The sequence below is a fragment of the Providencia sp. PROV114 genome, assembly GCF_032704305.1.
Taxonomy (GTDB): Bacteria; Pseudomonadota; Gammaproteobacteria; order Enterobacterales; family Enterobacteriaceae; genus Providencia; species Providencia rettgeri.
The window spans coordinates 2921898-2947421 of the sequence record NZ_CP120528.1; the positions used below are offsets into that span (position 1 = coordinate 2921898).

Here is a 25524-nt window from a genome sequence, read left to right on the forward strand (position 1 = left end):
AACTATTTAAGATGGCTAAGGAAGCGCTCCGTTATTTGTACCGCTCCCCAATTCTTCCGGTAATTATCATTAGTGATACTAAGGTCGAGATTTCGCTCATAATCAATGCGCTCTTCAACGAGTAACTGAACCAAGCGATCAATGGTTTGCTCTATATGTTGTTTCGATAATTCCTTGTAATTATTGAAATGACGCACCTGCATGACACTATGCATTGACCCAACATGGTTGTTATGAGATAGCGTCACTTGCCTTCCACTCTTTGAGCGATATGTTGTTTCTGCAACCTTAGCAGACAATTGTTTATAACTAACTTCTTCAGTATTAAAATCAATTAGAACCACTTGATTGCGTCCCTCAACATCCGTGATCTTCACATCACCTTTTCCATGACCGCTGACAATATAGAGGTCATCACCTTGAGTTCCCGCTAATTGGTCTTTTCCATCTAAAGAGATTAGTACATCTTGATGCATCCCTTGTGCCAGTAGAACATCATTACCTTGCCCGCCATACAGTACATTTTCACCGCCTAGGGTAATCAGCTTATCGTTACCACTACCCCCCTTAATAATACGCCCTTGTTGAGACATATCCATGACATTATCATTGCCGGCTAAGGTATCAATAAGCCAATTATTTCTCGTGCAATCCTGTTGTAATACAATCCCATCATCTTTCAATGTTAGGTTTAAAGGTCTCGCTCCGTCATTGGTTACCACTCCATTTAATGTGCTTGTAAGCTCATCAATGGGTTTCCAAGTGGTAAACTCCCCTGACTGTTTGGCTTTATGGAGTTTTTCAGAGAGATAATTAACGAGCGGGGCCATCCCGTGGCTCGTGGAGGAGCTAAATTTTTCATCCAGCCGCTCATAGTGGTGAATATTGAATTTACCCTCATCATCATCGATAGAAACCTTAATTTTGACAAGCTTGCCAGCTGATGATTCATAAAACTGGTATTCTGTATCACTCTTTTCAGTTGGCTGATGTTTAAAATTGATTAAATGAATATGGTTATTCCCAATCTGGTCTTTAATATATACCTTACCCGGCTGGTTACCATCGATGATATAGTGGTCATCCCCTACGCCTCCCATTAGCGTATCGTTTCCCTGACTTGATAGCAGCAAATCATCCCCAGACCCACCACTAATAGAGTTATCTCCCGTACCACCATATAAGAGATTATTTCCACCGATGACTTTAATATTGTCATTGCCATCCCCCCCCAGCAGAACATTGCTTTCTAATCCTTTATTGATAATAGTGTCGTCACCACTTTGCCCATCAATGACATGCTTTTCAGATAGATACCCTATCGGTAATATAATTTCATCGTCGCTCGTACTGCTTTCTTTAACTGGGTTTACTGGTGATAAGCGGTTTGCCTGTAAATTGACTTTAAATAAGTTGCTATGCTTATCTTGGATTAAAACAGCATTAGAGATCTTATTACCTACGTTGCTAAATTTAATAGCCAATTTTTTTTGCCCAAATTTATCTACGCTGTATAGCTGCCCATCATCCTTATAGAGTGAATAACCATTCTCTGTAGGTAACAATAGGCACAGGCTGTCTTTATCTGTAAAACTGTCATTTACTTTAGAGAAATCAAACTCAACCTCACCATACTCTTCTTTGCCTTGCACAATTTGATAGGTATCTATTCCATGGCTAACTTCAATATGGCTACCTAATTTTATCAGGGGTAATACATTATTTTCGCTGTTTCCACGGTAGGTTAACTGCTCAGCATAGCCTATTGGAATAAACCATCCCCATGTAGGCTTTTTATAATGACGAGATTGGTTTATCGTTATAACCCCCGCAGATTCATCTATTTTGACGGATTTTCCGTTTGTAGAGGGGAGTTGATCACTTTCTTGTACATAAGTTAAGCTGAAATACTGGTTAGGATGTTTTTCATCTTTCACTGTTGTCATCACCCAACCATCAAGAGTTTGTAGCTGATATCCATGATGTGGTGCCTTCAACGCCGCATCTTGCACATTTTCGAGGACAATGGTGACTTCACTTTCCACATGTTGAAAAAAATGTCCATCTATACTACTTTTTGGCTGTTTGAGTGTTAAAACCAAGTTGTTGCCGTCTATTTGAACATGCTTTATTTCATCTAGAAAATATTCTAAAGTGACTCTGCTTTGTAAATAATTAGATTCTTTAATAACCACCTTTGCCTGAAACTGATGGCTACCTTCTGTATAGCTAGGGTTAAGAGACTTTCGCGTTTTAACTGCTTTCTCTTTTCTGTCGAAATAACGCTCTGTAAGGTACAAGTCATCAACATGTTCAAGCCACTCATAGCGGCGAATATGATAGTTGTCATTTCCATCACCACCAGCTGCAATTCCTTGCGTTAAAATGAGTTTATCATCCCCTTCTTTACCCTCTAAGATATCCTTACCTAGTCCACCATCCAGTATGTTTGCAGTGTCATTCCCCTGTAAATGATCATTGCTATTCCCCCTGACCATCACATTTTCCATATTTTGCAAATGCGCAACGGGAATAAAAGGATGATCCCCTCCTCTTTGGTAATGCAGCCTATTTTCGTTTAAGTCTACAGACACTCGGTAGCCATCGGGTAGGTTATCAATAATGACGATATCCTGCCCTCCTTGACCGTCAAGGTACTTAGTCGGCTTGTTATCTTCTCGCGATGTTAACGAGGCTAAACAGCTATCTCGGATAAAAAATAGATCGCTCTCATCTCCTCCCGCAAAGTATTTCTCACCTGATAACACCTGAAAGGCATTTTTTTGTACTTTTTTACCAATGACAACATCATTACCATTCGCTGTATTCCAGCTGGTTCCTTCGCTATTAGTATTTTCAATATATAACGCTGTCCGCTGGCTGTTATTCACTATATACTCACTAAAAGCACGTTCGTTTTCTCTGAGCATATGTTGCCCTAAGACGCCAAACTCCGTTTTTTTCGAATAAAAACTAATTTGTTCCGGGTTAGAATTTATTAACTGATATTGCAGGGGTAATGATAATTCATTATCTAAAATTTGATGTCGTGCTTTAAATGCCTCAAATAACGGGCTCTTATAAGCAGAATTTAAAGAGTAACGCTCGTGAGTGGCGATACTTCCGATATTTTTAAGGTCAAATACCGCTTTCTCTTTTGATTGAAGGCGAAAATTATGGCGAATAGACCAGCCCATTTTTTCATATAAAACCTTTAAATTTTTAAACCACGCGGTGGTTCTGACAATTTTATTTTTTAAAATAAAATCAATCTCATCAGCCGTAAATGTGGGAGCCCCTTTACGTACAAACCGCACAGAAGTATCCCCCGCCCCCATATATAGATTTCCCAGCTTACCGTAGAAATAATTACCATAATTATCAACTAAATAATATTTCGGCTCATTTTCATAAGTCGGCTTTTCAATAATACTGAGGTGATGAGCAAATCCTGCCTGTAGAATATTATTTTCAAATAAAGCTAGATCCATATGCCAATCTTGCTCTTTGAACGCATTAATATAATGCTGTATATTCATCTCTTGCTGGCTACGTAAGGTTGGGTCTAAGCCTAAAGCACCGCGGATCCCTTCTTCTAATTCACGATCCCAATCAATATCAATAACTTGTTTGATGTTTTCAACCGCACGAACGCCGCTATAAATCCAGCCTCCTACCAGTAAGATCCCACCAATAACTAGCCCAGCGACTGGAATTGTAGAAGACCCCACTAAGATACCAATAACGGTGACCCCATTGATCACCGCACTCGCAATAGAGAAAGAAGCATTCACAATAAGGTCTTGGCGCTGTTTAGGGTCTGTTACACTGTCCAGTTTAGATAAGCTGTCGTAAGCTTGATAGATATCAATTCCCATCCCCACCAAATTGAAAATCACCACCGTCCCCGTGGCGATCCTCGCGCGGACTAACGAAGTCGCACCCTTACCTGATGCGATATTTAATAGCATTGGTTGCACTATCATATCGCCATAATTAAATAGAGCAGACGCAGCAAGTAAATAAAACTGTTTTTCTAGCTCTTTAATTTCTTCGTCACTAAGATCTGGGTTATCTAATTTGTCCAAAATTGCATACGCGCTGATCAGGCTTTGGATAGCACCGGTTGCGCCCATTAGTTGACCAGCACGATTGGCTATGCGCTGAAATTGAGGAAGCTTATGACCTGCTTGACGAACCTTAGCTAAAGTGGAAGGCGCTATAGTCTCCTGTTGAGCATCAACATTATTCGCTAAATATTTAAACTGTCTTTTCAATACCCCCGATTCAGCAAAATTAACTTGGCGCTCGACTAGCTGATGGATATCTGCTGATTTTAATTGCTCATGGAACACTTTAATGAAAGCGAGATCTTCTTTTCCACCTTCCATCAGTGTGAAATACATCGCTAGTTTATCAGGAGAAAAACGGATTTTATTATGTAAATCAATGGATTTTAGGTCGCCTAGAGAAATCGGTTTTCCTTTAATAGTTGCACCAAGTTGTTGTAATTTGGTAAAAGCAATTTTTTCACCATTGAGCGTGACCCAGCGGTTTTTTGGTAGTGTAAATTCAGCTTGGTCAATAATTGTTTGTCGTTGGTTACGCATAGAAGACAATACGGTTTTAAAACCTGTCGAATCCAAGTCAATAAACTGGAAGTCTGCTCTAAATTCACCATTAGAAAGTTGGAGGTTTTCACTAAAATAATGCTTAATTTTCCGTTGGAATTGCTGCTGAGCTTGCTGAGAAGATCTGTTTTTTACACTTAACTGAATCCCTTGAGGATCAAATAAGCTGATTTCATAACCTCCATTACGTTGCACATGAGTGACGGTGTAAGTTACCGATTTCCCCTTTAAGAATATTATTACGTTATTCGTATCTGTAACTGCTGAAAACAGATTTCCTATCGGTTGATCCGCTATTGATATTCCATTTTTGTGAATTTCAATATTAATATATTGGCTATACTGTTCCATCTTTTTCAACAGTGATCTTTCTGCTGATGTCGATGTATTTTTCACTATAGCTTGCTCTATTTGCGATTTACGTTCAATAAAGTCTCGTGCTAAATGACCGTCTGCTAAATAAAATTCAATCGCGTATGTCCCCCCCAACGTTTGATCCATACCTCGGTTTTGAGAGCCAGAACGAATAACCCCATGGTTCAGTAACTCAACCTTATTACCATACATTAATTGTTGGTTAAATTGTGCCAATCGCTGTGCTTGGCTCTGTTCATAAAAATAAAACGCTTCTGTAAAAGAATATTTTTTGAATGGTGCATTTTCCCCAATAAAATTAGCTGAAGATAGTTCACTAAACTCATTTAACCTATTGTTAAATGAAATCAGTTTATGATTATCAGTCACTAACTCTAAAATTTTACCTTTATCTATTCTATCCCCAGCAGGAAATAGTTTCATTAATATATTCTGCGAACGCTCACTTAAGTGATTTAATATTGATAAATCATTTTTTATCGCGATCAATAATGTCTGAATATCACTCGCTTGTTGTTGATAACTACTTGATATTGAGGATTCTAAGAGCAACTCTAGTGATAATATATTCGTTTCAGCGTTTTGACTTAGATATTCATTTAGTTTTCGGTTAACTAACGGGTCTGATACTGCAATTTTTAATTTTTTAATATCTATATTTCCATTTCCATCTGAAAAATACGTCAATAAATAAGCGTGATCTGTCTTATTGATATCTTGAATAGAAATTTCTTTTAACGCTATTTTTTCTAGTAATACAGTTAGCTGGTGGTGTGGCTGCCACTCTAATTTGGCAAACGGTTTACCGAAATTATTTTCAATATTATCAATGTATCCACTTTGAGTTTCTTTACCTTCAATAAAATTTCGCACAGCGATAGGAATACTTTTCTTACGCTGTATCTCTCTACTTGCATTAATATAGCTATCCGATATTTTTCTTTTTGGATTAAAGTATTCAGCATATTCCCCTTCACGCCAGTTAGCATTAAGAGGAGCACGATATCCCTCATTGATTAATAACTGTTGAAAATTTGAAAGGCTTTCAACATCATTAATAATAACCGCACCCGATGAATTCATTTGGAAATATGTACCTATCGACTGACGTGTTCCTGATAATTTATTTTTTCCTTTTAATTTATCCGGTAAGAAAAAAGCAATCGGAAAGTTATCTTTCATCACACTTCCAGGATTGGCATCATCAGCCCCATGATGTACTAACTCTAATCCAATGGGGCGCTCTAATTTTTTATTTAACTCTTGATTAATCTCCTTGATTTTTGCATTCGTAATACCATTATCTTTCCCCTCTCTTTTATTATATTCAGCTTCATTGTGATAAAGCTTTTTCTGTTCATTTGTGAGTTCATCATAGTTAACACTCGCTTTCCACTCTTGCCATGAAGGCATTTCTGACACTTTAACGTAATGCTCTAGCTCAGAAACTGGATAGATAACACTAAAGAGATCATAATCTGCTGTCATAGCTTTCCCTGTTTTAGGGTCACCGACTACCAGGAAAGGAGCTGTTTTATGACCAGACTGATAAAAGACTTGCCATAACTTAGTTTCTCCTCGTGTTATATTATTCAGAATAAAACTATGTGGTACATTATCCACTTTGGCAGTTGTTCTTCTTATATGGTCCCCCCTGCCTATATCCTCCAATGAAGTCACAGCCCCATATTTAAGTAGCTCATTCATACGCTCATGAGTTACTTCAAGTATTACCGGCTTTGCATGCCCTTGCTCAATAGACTGCGTTATATAACCATTATATTTTTCTTGCTCATCCCGGCCTGATTTTTTAGCAAACTGCTGCAAAATAGGAATAAAGCCACTATGAGGCCCCCAATCTGAACTTTTACCTTTAATCATGAGCCCTTTACTGCCATATAAGCCAGAAGCGATTAAACTTGTCGATTTATAATCAATAGGTCGCATACCTATAATAACATTATAGTCATTAGCAACTTGCGTAATGGCTCGTTGATGATTTTCTGGGATCCCTGTAATAGCCTTAGGTTCATTACTGGATAACGGTTTTAAATGCAAGTTGGTACGAATATAATCCCTTGCAATGTTTTGGTTATTATGGCTTTTATTGATATTTTCAAAGGTCTTGATGTCGAAATTTTTATTTATCGAATATATTTTATATCCATCTTGAGAGATAAAAACATCTTTTTTAATTTTTGCTATAGTTTCAGGATTATTAATTATCCGTGTATAAAGGTCTTGTCCATCTAAAATATCCGTATATGCTATAAACTCTGTGCTCCCTGTGACAACCTTAATTTTTAATAAACAATTTTCCGGATTAAATTCTTTATATATTATTTTACACTTACTCCCCTTCTTCTGATAAGTGATTCCCCTCTCAGCTAAAAGTACATTTTCAGTTATTTTTAAACTGGTATTATTTATTTTTTTAAAATCAATCCCACTATTTCCATTTTTTACAAACTCACTAACAGCTATATTATAATCATTCTCAAAAATAGGTGTTTTGCTTTCTTTAGCAATTTTCTTAATATGACTATCTAAATAAGAAAAAAAATCAACCTGTTTGTTAATCATCGCAACACCATAATTAGGGTCAAAGAATTTATATTCCCATGATTTATTTTTATTGTTATACTTTGCGCTAACAACAACTACGTGGTTACCTAAAATCAATTGATAATAGAGTGGTGTTTTATTTTTAGCTGTATGGCCAATAACGACGTCCTTAAACCTCTTGACTGTCGTTCCCTTTAATGTATTGAATGAATAATTCTGATGTATATTATTTCCTTGAACACCTCGTTTTTTATTTATTAATTCTAACTTTAAATAATTATCTCTATTAACACTTTCAGATATCGAATCAATAAAAAAATTTGCATCAGAGACGGAGTATTTATTTCCTAATACCTCCCCACCCCGAATAAATCTATCTTTTAATTTTAAAAATATAGGGTCAGAACTAATAATCTCTCCTTCCTTTGTATTAAAGAAATCTTCTCCTACATATAGTGCATTGATATATTCTTTAAGTTTTATTTTTTGAGATTCATAAAGATACTGATAATACACTTTATCTTTTTTATTTTCATTTACTGCTTTATTAAAATTTTTATCAATTATATCATTAAGATAATCACGAAAAACTCTATTATTAATTTCATCATAGGCTAGGCTATCAAAATAAGTTTTATTCCTTAATGAGTTATTATGAATTCCCTGAATTTTAATAAAACCATAAATATAGTCATTCAATAAAACTTGGGCGTGCATTTTCAAAGCATCATACTTTACTTTATCTATTGCAGATAAACCCTCGCTATCAAAATTAATAATATCATATAAATAATTCAATTGCTGAATGTAATCAGCACCTTTATTGTTTATTTCATAGATTAAAAACTCATTTGTCAACCCATAACAATAACCTGGTGATTGACTATGATTGATACCATACTCAGTCATCATATTGATAAAAAATGTTTTGTTTTTAGGAGCATTAATATAATTATATAAATTATATTGCATGAAATTAATAGTTTGGTCATTTTCTTTCATCTAGTAATTATCCATAATTATTATTTAAAATAGAAAAATAGCAAAACCAATACTTTCATTCTATAAGTAATATAAAATTAGGAGTAAATTTAACTACACTCATAAAAATAAAAATGCCTCAATAATGAGGCATCAATGGATAATATGAATAGTTTTTAATTACCAAACTGGTTGTTCATCTTGCAAGAAAGGGTTTGTTTTTCGTTCAAAACCGAGATTAGACATCGGCCCGTGACCTGGTATAAATTGAAAATCATCACCAAGAGGTAATACTTTATTTTTAATAGAGGAGATTAAGTCTTGGTGGTTACCGCGAGGAAAATCACTTCGCCCGACTCCCCCTTTAAACAATACATCACCCATTGAAATTAATTTATCAGCGTGATTCACAAAAATAATATGACCAGGGGTATGACCGGGACAATGCAACACATCAAATGTGATATTGCCACAAGTTACTTTATCCCCTTCTTCTAACCAGTAATCTGGCGTAAAATCAGGGCATTCGCCAATGTAAAACATCGCATTTTGCTCTGCGAGGTTTTCAATCCAAAAAGCGTCTTCTTTTTGTGGGCCATAAATCGGCACTGAAAAGTGCTTAGAGAGGATAGCTGATGCACCGATATGATCAGAATGACCATGAGTTAACAGAATTTTAGTTAACTTCAACCCAAGGTTTTCAATAGCAGAAATTAATTTTTCCGCTTCTCCGCCGGGATCAACAACAACTGCATCTAACGTATTTTCATCCCAAATAACTTGGCAGTTTTGCATAAACGGTGTTACTGGGATAATAGTATATTTCATCGAGCAATTACTCCGTAATCTATGTCACCTATGCACAGATTACCACGTTCTTGCTGGTCCTGTATCGATATGTATAAAATTGCTTCGAGGATAATAACCAACGCCACCCGCTTTCATTTTCAATGCGGCTTTACGGATATTGCTCAACTGTAAACCTTCAATATGGAAATCCATTGCCTGCCCGCGTGTGTGGTAGCTTTTTTTCGCCACACCAGAGCTTTTACTGCGTAATTTATTATTAGTCTCTAGAGAACGATAACCAGAAATAAGCTGCACAGGTTTATTTGTTCCCATCATCATTTGTAATAAATAGATTTGATCAAACAGTTTGGGGTCGATGGTTTTCACTTTGTCACAACGATAGTCACGGAAAAAATGATTTAAACGTGCTAGTTCAGACTTATTGTAGCGGCGCCCATCAAAAAATTCAGTTTTTAACGATTCGCCTGTATTAATATTTTGAAAACGTAAAATACGTGGTCGAGGGGTCGTCATTGCAGCAAATACATGGCTTGGTAATAAACTAAGGCCAATCGTTGCGGCCCCAATACCTAACCATTTTCTGCGGGATTGATCAATTATATCCATAGGTGATAGCTCAGACTCTAATAAATTCAGTATTAATCGATAAAATTTTGGCAACCTATTGAGTCTAGCAAATCATGCCTAGCTTTAATGTATAATAATGTAAAGATATGCATACTTCACAGAAATTTTATTGCAATTTTCGTCAAAAAGAGAGTTTTGTCACTCAAACCGCTCGAAACATGCAATTTAAAACACAAATTATGCTGCCTTTTTCAAAGGTGAATAAAATGGTAATGGCTGAATAGCCATAAAACAATAGAATAAACAGGATAAAAACGGATTTTAGTGGAATTTTGCTGAATGGAAATGTACAGCAAAGAATATTCAGACAGTTAATTTAAATATCTAAGGGGAGAAAAACTCCCCTTTTAAATAAACAATTAGTGTAAAATCTTTTTCAAAATTGGCAAATATTTATCTGCATTATTAATAGAATTATCATACTGATAAATATCGGCTCGATATTGTGGTTGCTGGTCTTTATCTACCCAAGCAGTTTGATAGTACAGAAAAACTGGGATCCTATCGGGTATATTCACATACCGTGTTGCGCCTTCTTTCAATGCACCATCAATTCGTTTTTGTTCCCAACCAGCATCACCTAACAAAATACTGGCTAATTCGCTTGCTTTATTCACTCGCACACATCCAGAGCTTATTGCACGTGCATTACGATTAAATAAACTATGGTTTGGTGTATCGTGTAAATAAATCGCATCTGAACTCGGCATATTAAACTTGTAGCGCCCTAATGAATTGGTAGGGCCAGGGGCTTGTCGAATGCGATATGGGAAATTCGCTGGGGTGATATTTTCCCAATCTATCGCATAAGGATCAATTTCGTACGAATCGGAGCCCCAACCTGAATACACTGTATACCCTTTACGGCTAAAATAACTTGGATCTTGCTTTCCTTTTGGTGCGATATCTTTACGAGCCATACTGGTTGGCACGCTCCAAGGCGGATTAATAACCACGTTATTTAGTGCACTACTCATGATCGGTGTTTTGCGATCAGCACGACCAACAATCACTTTTGAATCTAAAATCACTTCATCATTTAAATAGAAATCTAAAGAATAGCCAGGAATATTGACTAAAATTCCGGTACCACTACTTGCAGGAATAATACGCAAGCGCTGAATATTAAGTGCCATTAAACCCGCTTTCTGCTTAGGCTGCATATTTAGCCAAACACGCGTACCTTTTCCAACCACACCATCTGCTTCTAAACCATATTGTAATTGAAATTTTTTTACAGCCTCGACGAGTTCTTGGTCATAGACTTTCGACACAGCGCTCGCTGGTGTTTCTGATGGTTCGACTGTTTGTTCAACCGCCTGTTCTGCGACTTGAGCCATTGTCTCAGGAGGTTCAATTTCTTCGGTTACACTTCCACCTTCAAGTAACCCTTCACGTTGTAAGATTTGACGTAACATAACCACATCATCGCTAGACTGCCCTGGCTTTAATGTTTTCGTTCCCACAATTTCCAAATTATCTTCAGGCATCGCCAATAATTTCAACATTTCCTTGCGCATTGGCAAATACATTGGATGATTTGGCGCCTGTGATTTTACCCAACTACTTAGGTTATTAGACTCAACTGCATCTAGCCATGGTTTCATTTGAGCCGTCGTGGGCGCAATAATTTTATATGGCCGATTCGTGTATAACCAATACTGCCCACTCGCTTCTATCGAAGATAAATACTGTAAATAGCCAAGCATGGCATCAGACAAAATAGCGTCACGGCCCAACTCATTTAATTGGTTATTTTCCAATATCGCCAACCATTCCCCGAATTGCGGCTGAACGCCAGCAAGAGATAATTCTGCCAATTGCTGTTGAAATTGGCTAATTGCTGTTTCATCTTGCCACAATAGCTGCATTTGCCTTTCAGCATATAGTTTTGCTAATTGCGTAGAAAAAATGGGTTTCACATCCGTAGGAAGCGACTGTGTTATTTTGGCTAAACTTTCTGTTGGTGTAACTGAAGCTATCGTTTGAACTTCAGAAACACTTTGCTGCGTATTTTCTTCGTTTGAAAATGCAGGAAATTGTAACGCCATCAACCCGCATATTACTGAGACTTGCAGAGCTCGCACTCTTCTCTTCGCCATACATCCACCTTAATTTACTACATGGATAACAATATTTTTATTATAATTACAATTTTATTGTATTTGATTTTAGCAGTAATGTTATAGGAATAGACTAATTTTCCTTTTTTCAGATTATATGCAGTTACGTTAACAATTAGTGAGAAAAAGAATTATTTTCATCATAGATAAATTCAAACATTTATTGGTGCCTTAAACATAGATGAGATTTATTTTAATTAAAAGCTTTAACTAATGCTTTCTTTGCCACTTAATTCCATATAAAAAAAGTGGTTTTTATCATGGGATAATATATTTTAAAAATCGGGTTTTATTCAAATTAATTAATAATCCTGTGAAACTGCTTCTATGCTATTTGTTAAATATAAAAAAACCGATATTCATTCCTAAATACCGGCTTTCATTTTATTCACAAAGACTATTATTGCAATGAGGGTGCTTGTACATTCGGGTTTTCTTGCCCGAATCCCTTTAGGCCAACAACATGCACATGCTCATGTGTGCCAATCACTTTACGAACTAATTTATACGTCGTGCCTTTCTCTGGGCTAATATTTTCTGGTGCGGCAATAATCAATTGCATTTCAAGCCTATCGCACAGCTCAAATAACGTCGCAATAGATTTAGCATCTAATCGCGCAGCTTCATCTAAGAATAATAAACGACAAGGAATAATATCTTTCGCACGTAAACGACGAGACTCTTCTTCCCAGCTCTGTACGACCATCACTAAGATCGACATCCCAGTACCAATCGCTTCACCCGTTGATAACGCACCACTTTCCGCTTTTAGCCAGCCATCTGAACCTCTGTTCACCTCGACGTCTAACTCTAAGTAATTACGGTAATCAAGTAGTTCTTCACCTATCGTTTGTGGCAACCGCTGCCCAACATCCACTTGTGGGTTAAGGCGTTGATACAATTTCGCCATCGCTTCAGAGAATGTTAACCGTTGGCTGGTGAACAAGTCTTGATGCATTTCACTTTCTTCAGAAAGCACACTAAGTAACAATGCATGGCTTTCACGAATATTCACATTGAGGCGAACCCCTTTAACCTGGCCAAACGCCACCGCTTGCAGCCCTTGGTTTAGCATACGAATACGATTCTGCTCGCGCTGAATGGTTTTGCGAATAATATTCGCCACACTTTTTGAACTGATCGCCAATTTTTGCTCACGCGCTGTTAGCTCTTCTGTTAAACGCGCCAGTTCAATCTCCATTTGCTCGATTGCATCAATCGGGTCATCTGTACGAATAATATCTTGGCGAATACGTTCACGTAGGTGTTGGTATACCGCGATAAAGAATTTTATCTTCCGATCTGGGTGTTTTGGATCTTCAGATAAACGCAATACATCGCGTAAATGTTCGTTATCCGCAACCGCTAAACGCAGCGCACCCAAGGCTTTATCCGACATCGAACGTAAGCTATCACCGTCAGTATAGGCCAGCTCACGGCGATGTAGACGACGCTCAACGCCATTGTCTTTCACCAAGCGCATGACCGCACACCAACCTGCTTTTGCCGTCACTACCTGCTCACGCAGCATATAGTAGTCTTTTTCTAACTTACGAAGACGCTTCTGTAAGTTATCCATTTCAGCTTCACATAATGTCAGCTGTTTTTCTAACTGGTTAATACGACTACGATTTTCCATGACCCGCTGGTGCAATTCATCGCGTCGAATGCGAGCACGTTCTTGAGCATCAGGATCTGCTTTTACGCCAATCTCTTGCATTTCAACTTCGAGTTCTTTCAACATCTCTTGTTTGGTATCGAAAGAACTGCGTAACGAAGCAAGGACTTGATGGAACTGTGCACTTTGTGCTTGGTGCTGACGCAATTGTTCACGAGCACGTGTACGTTCAGTTTCTGCCTGCTCTAAACGTTGGCGTAGTTTTTCATTCAAGTCCGCATTTTCATTCACCATCCCCGTTGAATCACTGTAACTAAAGTGAGCACGGCGCTGAACGACTTCGACTAATGCAAAAGCTTGTTGTTTAGCATTTTGTTGGCTGTGTTTTGCTGCCTCATAATCTTTACGTAATTGCTCATGTTGTTCAGGGTCACTGAGCAACACGGTCACAATCGGTTCTAATTTTTCTAACGCATGACCATGCTTATTCAGAAAATGCGCGGCTTCTTCCGCTTCCGTTAGCTCTTCGCTTATCTCTTCGACTCTGTCCACCAATGTTTCATCGAGTAATAACCCCATCTGAGGTAATAAGCGATTAAGAGCCGCAAGGCTTTCTTTGCCTTGTGCAAATTGTTGATGTTGTTGCTGAGTTTGCTCTTCAAACTGTACCAAAGCACGTTCAATTTCCGAACGTTTCTGATTAAGCGTACGAATTTCAGCTTCAGGATCATCTTCAAAGGCCACCGAAATATGTTGACCAATAAACCGACTGAATGCTTGGTGTGAACGCTGAATTTTCTGTACGTCAAATGACAGGTTCGCGTAACGCTCAGCCAGCTCATCACGCTCAGCAGTTAATGACTCTAAATGACTTTCACGAGCAGCACGACCAAACAAAGGCAATTCAGGATAACGAGAGTAACGCCATTGACGCTCAGACGAACGGACTAATACCGCACTTTCAAATTCTTGTGCATCAAAAACGCTGTCATCGAACGATTGAGGATCCCCTTCGATAAAATAAACATCATCAGGGCAATCTTGTAATGTTTCGAGCTGGCTACGGACCACAGATAAGTCTTGAACCACAATACCATGACGAGCAGGGCCATATAATGCAGAAAAATAAGCCGCATCTTCAATGGTAATATCATCATAAATTTCAGATAACAAAACACCATTAAAGCGCTCTGCCAACGCTAACATGCGGCCATCTTCCGCACCGCTTGGCTGGCTTAGCCGCTCAATTTGCTTTTCGAGATCTTTACGTTGCGCAGCAACTTCATCTCGTTCAACCGTTATTTCCCTTTCTTGTTCGAGGAGTTGCTGCATAAATTCAGTCACTGCAGTACTTGACTCAAACGTTTCATGAGATTGCTCATTAAGCTGTGTTAGTGCTTCTTGAGCCATAATCCATGCGGGAGCTTTAGATGAAAGTTGGCTAATACGCAGGCGAATTTGTTCCAATTCTTGGCGCATTTGCATCCGCCTTTCGCCACTCTCATTCACACCAACACTAAGTTCCTCTTGTTGTGCTTCCAGTTCAGCCATTAATGCGTCAAGCTCATCTGGCTCATAGCTTTGCCCATGACGTTTACAAAATTCCGCCAACATACGTTCTGCATTTTGCTGGCTATTCAAACGCTGTTGTAATTCAGAGAGTTGCATACGTAACGGTTGCACTCGCTCCGCTAAATGCTGTTGAGATGACCAATCACGTAATAATGTACGCGCTTGTTGGTATGCATCACTGCGGCTAACTTCCCCTATCATATTTTTAACTAATTGATAGGCTTGTTCAAATTGGCTATGAGCAGCATCCGCTACACTTATTTTTTGCTCAAGCGCTAATAACGTTTGAGTTGCTTGTTGCTCACGCGCTTCGAAGGTATCTAACCATTCATCTGCATTATCAATGGATAATTCAGGAAGTTGACACAATTCACGAGCACGCGTTAAAGCATGCAACGCTTGTTGGTACTGAATAGCGCGTGTTTGTTGTACATCCAAAGCTTGTTGGTAATCGGCGAGTTGATTTTTTAGTTCGTCAACTTCAATTTCAGCGGCTTCAGCTCGTGCTTCATATTCTTCTTGAGTTTCAGTCGCCTCAGCAACAACTTCACTTTGTTCTTCAAGACGATAAGTCAGTTCTTCGATGTCTGCTTGATAGCGATCGATTTTTTCTTGTTGACGCAGCGCGGCTTGCACTAAATTTAAATGGTCACTGGCTGCTTGGTAGTCCGCTTCTAATTCTGTAGAAGCCCCATTCTGCTCATTCAACTCACGCGCCATTTCGACACTGCGGACTTGTTCAATTCGCAATTGTTTACGGCTGGCTAATAGCTCATTGCGCGCAGCTAGTGCTGCATCAAGGTAAATGCGTCTTTCATTGGAATGGCGCATATAATCCGCAGAAACATAATCAGTCGCCTGGCTAATTAAATGTTTGAATAAGTCGCGGTCTGATTGAGTGACACGAATGGCTTCTAATGTTAAACGGTTTTCACGCAAAGCCGCTTCCATATCTTGGAATGCTTTACGTACCCCACTGTTTTCTGGCAATAAATAATCACGTAATGAGCGGGTGATTGCGCTAGAAATACCGCCATATAGTGACGCTTCAATCAGTCGATAATATTTGCTTCGATCACTCGCGGAGCGTAAACGTTTAGGTAAAACCCCTAATTCAAACAGGGTCGAATGGTAATCGGTAATTGAGCTAAACTGCTTAAATAAAACGCCTTCCTGTTCCTCAAGACGTTCTTTTAGTTCATTGAGTGGAATGACTTTGGCTTGTCGCCCATCGATAACTTCCGTCAATATTTCCGTTGGAACTGTCGCCAATGGAATGCCTTGTACCATAAATGGCTTAATATCAACTTTCTTATCGCGCCCAGCGACTTGCTGTAAACGCACACCCACCATGACACGCTGATGCTTCGAGTTTAATACATCCAAAATAGCGTAGCAGACACCTGGGCGTAATTTCCCGTGTAAGCCTTTATCCCGCGAACCAGATGTCGCACCGGCTTCCGTTGTGTTACGGAAGTGAAGTAAGGTTAAATCGGGGATCATTGCGGTAATAAACGCCGCCATTGTGGTTGATTTACCCGCACCATTACCACCCGATAACGTGGTCACTAATTCATCAAGGTCAAAGGTTCGGGCAAAAAAACCGTTCCAATTCACCAGCGTCAGTGAGCGAAATTTTCCGCGTTCAATCATTATTCTTCATCCTCATCACTTTCTGCCGGTTCTTGACTCTCTTCGCCATCCTCTTCATCACCATCTTTTAGTGATAATTCACCGTCAAGAGAGATAGCTTCACCATCACGGATCATCCTTAACTGTGCATCTTGTGGGTTATCACCACTGCGTACATCGGCACCAAAACGAAATACAGATTCACTAATAATAAATTTACTTGAATCATTTTGCAGAAAATGCACCATTCCCAAACGGCGTAAGCGATTGAGTGATGTTCTTAATTTTTCCTGCAATTTTTGTTTATCTAGGTCAGAACCTGTCGAACGTTGATTAACAAATTTAAGTAATTTGCTTTCATCCGCTAATGATAACAATTCTTCAAATAACTCTTGTGAGGTAAAAATACCTTGGTTACTCAAGCGTTCAGGGCTGAGATAGAGATAACAAAGAATTTTTCCAACCATCATATCTAATTCAGATAACACGGAGCGAGGTATTAAGGTTGTTGAGCGCGGACGTAAATAAAAGAAACCTTCAGGGGCGCGAATTAGCTCTACGTTATACCGTGCATAAAATTGTTCTAATGCTTCCTGAAAATCCATTAAAAATGCGTGGTTATCAAGGTCATCAACACTAATATGGCGACCTGAACGCAATTGGCTGTCTAGCTCTGGAAAAATCGGGTTAGCTAATGCTTGAGCCAGCTTAACTGGCATAAATTGTTCAATATTTGTCGATGACATGTGCCTGTACCTTGGCTCCGTGATCATTAATAGCTTGCCATTCTGCCGGTAATCCCGCCAAATCAGCCTCTGCGATACCTAATTTAACAGCTTGGTCGATAATAATTCGAGCAACATCAAAATGACGTTTTTGTGGGTATTGCAGTAAGTAGTCATGCAACACACGGCCCACATCGAGTGGCCGCTGCTCTGTTTTATAAATGGCTAACTCAATTTCCATTAGCTCTGCAAGCTTGTCATTTAATTCACTAAACTCTTCAAATTCAAGCTCTGGGGGTAATTCACCCATGACTTCTTCATCATGCAACGCAAGCTCTTCATCACGCATATCGAATAATCGATCCGCATTGGCGTAAGTGAGTGCCCAAGGGCTATCAAGGTAATGCTGAACAGATTGACGTAACCGCTGAGAAAAAATTCTATTTTTGTCCATATCGATGGCCGTACGGATAAACTTATGAACATGACGATCATAACCAATCCATAAATCGATAGATTGTTGACCCCAGCTAACGATACGATCTAATTTATTTTGCAGGTCAAAAACCAGCCTATCCACTAAATCCGAGAACGCTGGCGCATTCATATTGGCTTCTTGAATACGTAATAAATTCGCTTGCAGTTTATCCCCTGCAGCTTCCAATGTGTCTTGCAACTCACGCAATGTACCTGATGTTTCTGAGAGTAATTGCTCACAGTTAGCGATAGCTGCCTGCCAGTCTTGATTTAATAATGCCGCAATATCTTCTTTTACTGAATTTTGTTGTTCATCCATAATGCGTTGCGATAAATCAATACTGTCAAAAATTTCAGCAACTGAATATTTTAGTGGAGCAAACACATAACGATGCCAATAAAATTCATCGCCCCCTTCCTCAGCAGCCTCAGCGGCACGTTGTAGTTCTCCAGCAACAATAGAAAGCTGCATGGAAAGTCTTAATGTTGAGAACTCTCGCTGACGAATATAATAATCGCTGATACCAATCCCCAAAGGGGTTAGGCGGTAAATTGCATTACCTTCAACAATGTCACTAGCAAAACGGTTAAATATCTTCTGGCGAACCATATCATTGATAGCATTATTGGCTCTTACCGCCAAAGATTCAGTCGTCTGTTCAAACCCTTTGCAAACCTCACGAAAGGCATCAATCAGCTCCCCTTCACTCATTTCACCATTGACTCTTTCACTGTTTAATACCGCTACCGCGAGCAAAAATGCTAAACGTTCAGCGGGAAGTGAAATCGAAAAATCATTTTTTCGTGCCCAAGACACAAGTTCAGGGACGGTCTGGGAAAAATCACTCATAAATCGTCCTTTTGTATTTGTTTGCGTGCCATGACATGAATATAACGCCCCATGCTAATATAGGGTTCTTCACGGCAATACTGCTGTTCTAATGCCAACAATGCCGGAAAATCTTTCTGCTGTAACTGCCGACTTTGTAAATAGTCATGGAATACCCTGACACCACTTTTACCGATAATTTGCATATTACACTCACCCAACCAAGCATCAACTTGATGAGGAAAAAGCGGTTTTTGTGGTGATAACGAGCGTTTACGACGACGTTGAATATGTGGCGTTGCAAGATGAAAATTTCCCAAAATTGCGTTACGCATCACCAAGCCATTTGCATTATAGAACATGACAGAAAATACGCCTTCAGGTCTAATTATATCTACCAGTTGTTCAATTGCATATTTTTGATCGCTAATCCATTCAAGTACTGCATGAAATAAAACAAGGTCAACCGGTTCATCAATATACTGAGCTATGTCTTGCGCTGCACAATGAATAAAACGCATGTTATCGCTTATGCCTTGTTCCTTGGCGAGTTCACCGGCGCGCTCCAACATCTCTTCGGATAAATCGCAAAGTATCACTTGATGTCCCATTTCGGCTAGTTTGCGTGAAAAATGCCCTTCTCCCCCGCCTGCATCAAGTATTTTTAGGGTTTTCCCTTCAAATTGGCTGCACAATAATTGAGTTAAATCTTGCCAAACTACCGCTTCTCGTATTTTTCCTTTTGTCGTTCCGTAGATATTTTTTGCAAATTTATCGACAATATCATCAAAGTTGCGGTCTGCCATGTGCTATCCGGTTGCCTATCATCTATTATTTAAAGCGGTTTATGCGCCAATTTGTCGCGAAAAAACGTAAAATGGTTGATTACACCCTGATACTGGGAAAATTAATGCTAACCAGAAATATTCTCACATTGTATTGCACTTATCACATACAATGCGAAGCGACAGTTAAAGCAGGAATTATAACAGATAATCGCTATATTTTTGCATAGTACTTTATTGTACTCAGCAAATTTCAATTTAGTGCTATTAAACACTAATTTGTTATTTTTACGCCAATTTAGCTGCTTTATTGCGTTTTTTTTCTGTAAACACCACCACAACGATTGTTCGATACCCCTTAAGAATAGGCTTAGTTATGTTATTTCTCTTAAAAAAATATATTGGTTCGCTATTGATGCCATTACCATTATTGCTCATCGTCGGGTTTATCGGGTTACTTTTGCTTTGGTTCACGCGCTGGCAACGTTGTGGGAAAGCATTTGCTACCCTAAGTTTAGTTTTAATAACCCTATTAGGGTTACAGCCTATTTCAGATACTTTGCTTGCTCCTGCAGAAAAGCAATTTAATAAACGCTATGAACTTATCACTGAAACTCCACCTCAAGAGGTACGTTACATTGTTGTACTCGGAGGCGGTTTTACATATAACCCTGATTGGAGTCCAAGTTCTAACCTATTGAATAATAGCTTACCTAGAGTGACTGAAGGCGTCCGCCTTTATCTTAACCATCCCGGCAGTAAACTCATTTTCACTGGTGGTAAAGCAAGTAGCCCTATCAGCAGTGCCGAAGTTGCCGCACAAGTCGCTCAATCCTTGGGGGTTCCTGCACAGGATACGATCCCACTCACTGAACCCAAAGATACACAAGAAGAAGCTTATGAAGTTGAAAAAATTATTGGGAAATCGCCTTTTTTATTAGTAACTTCTGCTAACCATTTACCTCGAGCGATGACTATGTTTACTCAACGGGGAATGAACCCTTTCCCAGCCCCTGCAAATCAGTTAGTTATCACGAGTGAAATCAATCCATGGGAGAAATATATCCCTTCCTCGTATTACTTCGGTCATAGTGAACGTGCTTGGTATGAATTTCTTGGTACGCTTTGGTGGCATTTAAAACCCAATAATACACAAACGTTAGAAGAGCAACTTGCCACGCCTGAAGTTGTTACCGCTGAATAGTAACAAAAAAGGTGTAATCTATTGAGATTACACCTTTCATTTAGCTAAATCGCATATTGGCCATTCCCGCTATCAGGAAAATGCTGACTACGGAATAAATTGCTTTCTAACTAGTTCAAGATCTTCAGGGGTATCAACACCAGCGCCTGGCGTAGTTTTCGCAACATCCACATGAATTTTCTCTCCATACCAAAGCACCCTAAGTTGCTCTAACATTTCGATTTTTTCTAATGGACTTGCTTCCCACTTAATATAACGGCGAATAAACCCTGCACGATAGGCGTATATACCAATATGACGTAAAAAGGTATCACCTATCGTGTCTTGGCTTTTCGCAAAGTTGTCTCTATCCCAAGGAATCGTTGCCCGAGAAAAATACAATGCATAACCTTCGTGATCAATAACAACCTTCACAGCATTTGGGTTAAATGCTTCATGGGCATCATAAATAGGCACAGCTAGTGTCCCCATTTCAGCTTTGCTCCCCCGAAGGTTATGAGCAACTTGGCTAATAATCTCAGGTGGAATTAAAGGTTCATCACCTTGTACATTCACGATGATTTCATTGTCAGAAAAAGCGTAGGTGTCGATAACTTCAGCCAATCTTTCAGTTCCAGATTGATGGTTTGGATCTGTCATACAAGCTTCACCACCTGCTTCAATCACCGCTTTAGCAACATCAGAGTGATCTGTCGCAACTATCACTCGACTAGCCCCTGATTTAATCGCTTGCTCCATCACTCGAACAACCATCGGCTTGCCGTGGATGTCAGCCAAAGGTTTACCAGGTAAACGTGTTGACGCATAACGGGCAGGAATAATAACCGTAAACATGATGATTACTGGCCTTCATCTAATGAAACAGGACGTGCTTCATTTTCTAGCAATACAGGAATGCCATCACGAATGGGATAGGCTAGATGATCAAACTTACAGATAAGTTCAAGGTTTTCTTTGTTATAGCTCAATTTGCCGTGACATACAGGACAGGCAACGATTTCAAGTAAACGGTGATCCATGTTTTCTCCCGAATGGATTTTAACTCACTTGGAGTCAGGATATCACATGCAGATATCACCGTTAACTTTAATCTTCCTGAATAAGATCTCCTGCAGGAGATGAGAGGATAAAGCAGGAGAAATTGTTCTGTTTATTATTTAATAAGCGATAACGTCAGCTGCCGTTACGCCATCCGAATTACGAGTAACAGAGAACTCAACGTTTTGACCTTCGAATAATGATTTGATTTTTTTATTAGCAATTGACTTTGTTGTCACAAACACATCATCACCACCATTGAATGGGGAAATAAAACCATAACCTTCTTTTGCGTCAAACCATTTAACTCGACCCATATGTAATTGAAAATTCATATTAAAACTCCTTTTGTTCTGAGAACAATATTTTTTTTATCTTTGTATCATTACTCTTTCTTGCTTCCCATTTATAAATTGCCGATCTATTAATACATCAAAGAGTAATTAAACTTTACCAATTCATGCGCACAAATCATTGTGCATATTTTATAACGCTCATATATGTAGATTTCAGACACCGCAAATCTACTGCGAAGTTAACAGTCTATTTTGACATTATGATGACAAAACGCAGTGACAACGACTTTACAGTGTAGATTGTGCGAGGATATGAAGACTAACTAAAGAACGGAGCGTGAAATTTAAGCTAGTATAAAATCCAATTATCAATGTATTGCATCTAGATACATAATAAGTGGATCTATATCACATTGGCGATATTATTATCACAGAGAAACGTTATAGACAAGTTTTTTTGTTATTTGTGATAAGTTTTTTTATTCCGCTTAAGATTTTTTCAGCATCAGTTGTCTGTAATTGTGCTTGGACTGGCAGGAACCACCAATTCGGCTGAGCAAAAGCACGGCATTTCACCGCATCCTTTTCAGTCATTAATAAGTTTTGTTCATTTTTAACTAACCGTGAAAGCTGTTTTAATTCATATGACTGGTGGTCAGCAAAAGCATGAGTGTTAATGACGTCTACCCCTTTGTTTTCTAATGAGGTAAAAAAACGAGGTGGATGACCAATGCCTGCCATTGCGATAACCGCAGGTAATTGTGTAACCGCTCGTTTTTCCCCACTAACAAGATTACAAGCAACATCACCTTCAAGGGCCATTAAGGCTTCATTTTCTTGAGCTTCACCGCCGTTAACAACAACAGCATTAACACTTTTCAAACGCCCAGCCCTTTCGCGCATAGGCCCTGCAGGTAACCACCAACCATTACCAAACCGACGTTGACCATCAATAACGACAATTTCGTAGTCACGTTGCAAAGCATAATGTTGCAACCCATCATCAGTAATAATCACATCTAATGGAAATTTCTCTAATAAGGCTTTAACTGCATCACTACGCTTGGGGGCAACCGCTACAGGAGATTTAGTACGATGAAAAATTAATACGGGCTCATCTCCTGCAACTTCAGTTGTCGTTGTTTCATCGAGTATCAGCGGGTACTTTTCAGATTTACCACCATAACCTCGAGAAACAACCCCTACACGGTAGCCTTCTTTAGTAAGTGATTCCACTAACCAGATAACAACAGGGGTTTTACCATTTCCCCCCGCTGTCAGGTTTCCAACCACTACTACTGGAATTGGGGCTTTCCATGAACGTTTTAGCCCGATTTTATAAACCATATCTCTAATTACCGTTACTAACCCATAAAGGAAAGATAACGGCAGTAATAAGAGATACAGCCATGATTTACCAGACCAAATACGTTCTATCATTGTTTAAATTGAATACTATGTAATTGTGAATATGCACCATCTTGAGCTAATAGCGATGCATGGTTACCACGTTCAATGATTCGTCCATCTTGTACAACTAATATTTCATCCGCATTTTCTATCGTCGATAACCGGTGGGCAATGACCAAAGATGTTCTATTTTTCTGTAACTCGTCGAGGGCCGCTTGAATAGCACGTTCAGACTCTGTATCTAGTGCAGACGTCGCCTCATCAAGAATAAGAATTGGAGCGTCACGTAGAAGTGCTCGAGCAATCGCTATTCTTTGACGTTGTCCGCCAGAAAGCATCACACCATTTTCGCCAATAACGGTATCTAGACCTTTTTCAAGTTTAGCAATGAAATCCATTGCATAGGCCATTTCTGCAGCTTTCTCTATTTGCTCACGGCTGTAGCTACCATCTGTTGCATAAGCAATATTATTCGCTATCGTATCGTTAAATAGATAAACATGCTGAGAAACTAACGCGACTTGGCTACGTAATGAAGACAATGTGTATTCGCGGATGTCATGGCCATCAATTTGAATAGACCCTTCATCAATGTCATAAAAACGAGTAATCAAATTTGCAATTGTGGATTTACCTGAGCCTGATCGCCCAACTAGAGCAACTGATTTTCCTGCTGGCAAAGTAAACGAAACATCGTCTAACGCAGGATGCTCTTTGGTTGCATAGGTAAAGGTGACATGCTCAAATTTAATATCACCTTTAACTTCTTTAAGTACTTTGGTTCCGTTATCTTTCTCTTGTTCAGAATCTAAGATAGCAAATAAAGTTTGGCAAGCCGCCATACCACGTTGGAATTGAGAGTTAACATTCGTTAATGATTTTAACGGACGCATCAATGCAAACATTGATGAAAATACAACAGCAATTGTACCTGAAGTTAGCTGATCACGAATTTCAGGAAAACTCGCAGCATATAGGACAAATGCTAATGCAAATGATGCAATTAACTGAACAATAGGGTCTGAAATTGCTGAAGCGGTTACCATTTTCATATTTTGGCGGCGCATATTGTTACTGACTTTATTAAAGCGCTCAGTCTCAACTTTCTGCCCACCAAAAATTAAAACTTCTTTATGGCCTTTTAACATCTGCTCCGCGCTAGCCGTCACATGCCCCATACCCGTTTGCATGTTTTTACTGATCTTACGAAAACGTTTGGAGACAATACGAATAGTGACTGATACAACAGGAGCGATCACGATTAAAATAAGGGAAAGTTGCCAGCTATAATAAAACATCATCGCAAACAACCCGATGATATAAGCACTTTCCCGGATAATTGTAATTAATGCCCCAGAAGAAGATGATGCAACTTGTTCTGAGTCATAGGTAATCCTAGATAACAGTGTTCCTGTAGATTGCTGGTCAAAAAAACTAACCGGCATTCCCATCATATGACCAAATAATTTACGGCGCATGTTCATCACGACTTTACCTGCAACCCACGAAACACAATAGGTTGAAACAAAGCTAGACCCACCACGAACAACCATTAATCCTAACACCGCGAGCGGAAGCCATTTTAAAACGTCATTATCTGCCTTATCAAAGCCTTCATCCAATAAAGGTTTTAATAAAGAAATCATAAACGCGTCACCTGCTGCGTTTATGATAAGTGCTATTGCTGCAACGATTAAACCCGCTTTAAAAGGCGCTATTATTGGCCACAAGCGACGAAAAGTTTGTTTTGTCGAAAGGTCTTTATCATTCATACTTTTAATTACCAGACTTAATGTAAGCGCACTATTCTACTCGGGAAATAGCGG

The 25524-nt window shown here is 38.9% G+C and carries 14 protein-coding genes; 1 reads left to right on the forward strand and 13 read right to left on the reverse strand.

All coding sequences use genetic code 11. From position 1 onward, the window contains the following. Positions 1-2: 2 nt before the first annotated feature. From P3L37_RS13105 to cmoM, 8 genes are all read right to left on the reverse strand, one after another. A complete protein-coding gene (locus tag P3L37_RS13105) occupies positions 3-8573 on the reverse strand; it encodes an anthrax toxin-like adenylyl cyclase domain-containing protein (RefSeq protein WP_272667322.1) in 8571 nt (2856 codons plus the stop codon). Between the two features lie 159 nt (positions 8574-8732). Next, complete coding sequence (locus tag P3L37_RS13110; RefSeq protein WP_109911052.1) at positions 8733-9380, reverse strand: MBL fold metallo-hydrolase; 648 nt, start codon at positions 9378-9380, stop codon at positions 8733-8735. Between the two features lie 39 nt (positions 9381-9419). After that, positions 9420-9968 (reverse strand): YcbK family protein, encoded by a 549-nt coding sequence (locus tag P3L37_RS13115; protein ID WP_004256173.1) that lies wholly within the window; start codon positions 9966-9968, stop codon positions 9420-9422. A gap of 380 nt (positions 9969-10348) precedes the next feature. After that, a complete protein-coding gene (gene ldtD / locus P3L37_RS13120) occupies positions 10349-12091 on the reverse strand; it encodes a L,D-transpeptidase (protein ID WP_109911051.1) in 1743 nt (580 codons plus the stop codon). A gap of 421 nt (positions 12092-12512) precedes the next feature. After that, entirely contained in the window at positions 12513-16955 is a 4443-nt protein-coding gene (mukB, locus tag P3L37_RS13125; RefSeq protein WP_110731827.1) for a chromosome partition protein MukB, read from the reverse strand. Beyond that, a complete protein-coding gene (mukE, locus tag P3L37_RS13130; RefSeq protein ID WP_004909591.1) occupies positions 16955-17680 on the reverse strand; it encodes a chromosome partition protein MukE in 726 nt (241 codons plus the stop codon). Before mukE ends, mukB begins: the two co-directional genes overlap by 1 nt. After that, positions 17661-18986: a chromosome partition protein MukF gene (mukF, locus tag P3L37_RS13135; RefSeq protein ID WP_109911049.1), complete on the reverse strand. Its 1326-nt coding sequence runs from the start codon at positions 18984-18986 to the stop codon at positions 17661-17663. Before mukF ends, mukE begins: the two co-directional genes overlap by 20 nt. After that, positions 18983-19771 (reverse strand): tRNA uridine 5-oxyacetic acid(34) methyltransferase CmoM, encoded by a 789-nt coding sequence (cmoM, locus tag P3L37_RS13140; RefSeq protein WP_004909582.1) that lies wholly within the window; start codon positions 19769-19771, stop codon positions 18983-18985. The genes mukF and cmoM overlap by 4 nt, the downstream gene beginning before the upstream one ends. A 355-nt stretch (positions 19772-20126) precedes the next feature. Here cmoM and elyC point away from each other — a divergent pair, with 355 nt between their 5' ends. Then, complete coding sequence (gene elyC, locus P3L37_RS13145) at positions 20127-20954, forward strand: envelope biogenesis factor ElyC (RefSeq protein ID WP_117162081.1); 828 nt, start codon at positions 20127-20129, stop codon at positions 20952-20954. An 87-nt stretch (positions 20955-21041) separates the two neighbouring features. On the opposite strand, the gene kdsB is transcribed toward elyC, so the two are convergent. The 5 genes from kdsB to msbA all read right to left on the reverse strand — a co-directional run bounded on the left by kdsB (position 21042) and on the right by msbA (position 25470). Further along, positions 21042-21788 (reverse strand): 3-deoxy-manno-octulosonate cytidylyltransferase, encoded by a 747-nt coding sequence (gene kdsB / locus P3L37_RS13150; RefSeq protein WP_210844937.1) that lies wholly within the window; start codon positions 21786-21788, stop codon positions 21042-21044. A gap of 5 nt (positions 21789-21793) precedes the next feature. After that, a complete protein-coding gene (locus P3L37_RS13155) occupies positions 21794-21973 on the reverse strand; it encodes a Trm112 family protein (RefSeq protein ID WP_004256203.1) in 180 nt (59 codons plus the stop codon). 138 nt (positions 21974-22111) lie between these two features. Beyond that, complete coding sequence (locus P3L37_RS13160) at positions 22112-22327, reverse strand: cold-shock protein (protein WP_004909576.1); 216 nt, start codon at positions 22325-22327, stop codon at positions 22112-22114. Positions 22328-22729: 402 nt separating this feature from the next. Then, positions 22730-23728 (reverse strand): tetraacyldisaccharide 4'-kinase, encoded by a 999-nt coding sequence (lpxK, locus tag P3L37_RS13165; protein ID WP_004909572.1) that lies wholly within the window; start codon positions 23726-23728, stop codon positions 22730-22732. Continuing rightward, positions 23725-25470, reverse strand: coding sequence for a lipid A ABC transporter ATP-binding protein/permease MsbA (gene msbA / locus P3L37_RS13170; protein WP_109911047.1), 1746 nt, complete (start codon positions 25468-25470; stop codon positions 23725-23727). Before msbA ends, lpxK begins: the two co-directional genes overlap by 4 nt. Between the last annotated feature and the right edge of the window lie 54 nt (positions 25471-25524).

What these genes read in the sequence shown, in the direction of transcription:
- msbA (WP_109911047.1), bottom strand. Translation starts at nt 25,470, where the DNA reads ATGAATGATAAAGACCTTTCGACAAAACAAACTTTTCGTCGCTTGTGG.
- mukE (WP_004909591.1), bottom strand. Translation starts at nt 17,680, where the DNA reads ATGTCATCGACAAATATTGAACAATTTATGCCAGTTAAGCTGGCTCAA.
- P3L37_RS13155 (WP_004256203.1), bottom strand. Translation starts at nt 21,973, where the DNA reads ATGGATCACCGTTTACTTGAAATCGTTGCCTGTCCTGTATGTCACGGC.
- mukB (WP_110731827.1), bottom strand. Translation starts at nt 16,955, where the DNA reads ATGATTGAACGCGGAAAATTTCGCTCACTGACGCTGGTGAATTGGAAC.
- elyC (WP_117162081.1), top strand. Translation starts at nt 20,127, where the DNA reads ATGTTATTTCTCTTAAAAAAATATATTGGTTCGCTATTGATGCCATTA.
- mukF (WP_109911049.1), bottom strand. Translation starts at nt 18,986, where the DNA reads ATGAGTGATTTTTCCCAGACCGTCCCTGAACTTGTGTCTTGGGCACGA.
- P3L37_RS13160 (WP_004909576.1), bottom strand. Translation starts at nt 22,327, where the DNA reads ATGAATTTTCAATTACATATGGGTCGAGTTAAATGGTTTGACGCAAAA.
- P3L37_RS13105 (WP_272667322.1), bottom strand. Translation starts at nt 8,573, where the DNA reads ATGAAAGAAAATGACCAAACTATTAATTTCATGCAATATAATTTATAT.
- P3L37_RS13115 (WP_004256173.1), bottom strand. Translation starts at nt 9,968, where the DNA reads ATGGATATAATTGATCAATCCCGCAGAAAATGGTTAGGTATTGGGGCC.
- ldtD (WP_109911051.1), bottom strand. Translation starts at nt 12,091, where the DNA reads ATGGCGAAGAGAAGAGTGCGAGCTCTGCAAGTCTCAGTAATATGCGGG.
- lpxK (WP_004909572.1), bottom strand. Translation starts at nt 23,728, where the DNA reads ATGATAGAACGTATTTGGTCTGGTAAATCATGGCTGTATCTCTTATTA.
- cmoM (WP_004909582.1), bottom strand. Translation starts at nt 19,771, where the DNA reads ATGGCAGACCGCAACTTTGATGATATTGTCGATAAATTTGCAAAAAAT.
- P3L37_RS13110 (WP_109911052.1), bottom strand. Translation starts at nt 9,380, where the DNA reads ATGAAATATACTATTATCCCAGTAACACCGTTTATGCAAAACTGCCAA.
- kdsB (WP_210844937.1), bottom strand. Translation starts at nt 21,788, where the DNA reads ATGTTTACGGTTATTATTCCTGCCCGTTATGCGTCAACACGTTTACCT.